The following is a 1,295-nucleotide window of genomic DNA, read 5'->3' on the forward strand; positions in this document are numbered from 1 at the left end:
GGCAGCTGGGGTCATGGTGACCGTCAGTGTCACGCTCTGGGCAGCGTATTGCGCCGTGGCCTGGGCCACAGCATCCGCGACTACCTGGGCAACGGACAAGCGTCGTCGGTGCATGGTGAGCCGGCCTTCCTCGGCAGTCGTCACGATGGACACGTCCTCGCTAAGCCGTGCCAGACGGGTGACCTGGTCCCCCAGCATGGTGAGCGTTGCCGGATCCGCTTCCTGGACGCCGTCGGCGATGGCCTCAAGGTAGGCGCCGATCGTGGTGATGGGGGTACGCATTTCGTGCGCCAGGTCGCCCAGCATTCTCGTTCTGGTCGCTTCGATCCGGCCGAGGTCGGTGGCCATCGAGTTGAAGGCCGAAGTGAGGTCGTCGAACTCACTGCCCAGGCCCACAGCGGGTATGCGCGCCGTGTAGTCCCCGTCCGCCACCCGGCCAGCCGCTTCAGTGACGGGCGCCAGGGACCGTGTAATCCGGCGGGAGAGGAACAGGCTCACCCCGACCGACGCTGCCAGAGCAGCGATGAGGGCCACGGCCAGGGAAAGCATGGATGCCGTCCGGAATGCCTCCTCGGCATGCGCCGTCGAGTCAGCCCCGGAACCACCCATGCGCATCATGTGAACGTGGAAAATGGCTGGGCCGATCCCTACGACCACGACCCAGGCAGTTGCTACTCCAACGAGCACAACGACGAGGATGGCACCGAGTAGGCGCGCGCTGAGATCCCTCGGGCCAGGAACCCGAGTGCCTGTTCTGCTCACTCGCCGACGCCCATCTGGTAGCCGACCCCGCGCACAGTCCGAATGAAGACCGGTGAGGACGGATCATCACCGATCTTGCGCCGCACGTGCCCGATATGCACATCCACAAGATGCGGATCGCTCATCCAGCCGTCACCCCATACGGCCTCAATAAGTAGCTGCCGCGAGAAAACAATGCGAGGTTGCCCGGCCAACGCCGCCAACACCTCGAACTCCGTGCGGGTCAGGTCCACGGGTTCACCGTCGCGGTGGACTTCGCGGCCGGCGACGTCGATTTGGAGGGACCCAAAGACAAGAGGCGGTGTGCCGACAGCGTCGGCCTGTTCGCTGGGGCGCGGTCGGCGGAGCATAGCGCGCACTCGAGCCACAAGCTCTCGCGGGCTGAAAGGTTTGGTCAGGTAGTCGTCTGCTCCGACAGAGAGGCCGACCAGCTTGTCGATCTCGTCCACCCGCGCGGTCAGCATGATGATGTAACAATCAGTGAAGGTGCGCACGGTACGACAAACCTCAATGCCATCCATCCCGGGCAGGCC

Annotated in this window: 2 protein-coding genes; both read right to left on the minus strand. The window is 64.8% G+C overall.

The features are described from left to right. The coding region (locus E3O42_RS05860; protein ID WP_166787907.1) for a HAMP domain-containing protein at positions 1–549 on the minus strand (549 nt) is incomplete at its 3' end. 209 nt (positions 550–758) lie between these two features. After that, positions 759–1,295: response regulator transcription factor (locus E3O42_RS05865; protein WP_134453046.1), on the minus strand; the 537-nt coding region annotated here is incomplete at its 5' end.

The organism is Cryobacterium adonitolivorans, assembly GCF_004402695.1.
GTDB lineage: Bacteria > Actinomycetota > Actinomycetes > Actinomycetales > Microbacteriaceae > Cryobacterium > Cryobacterium adonitolivorans.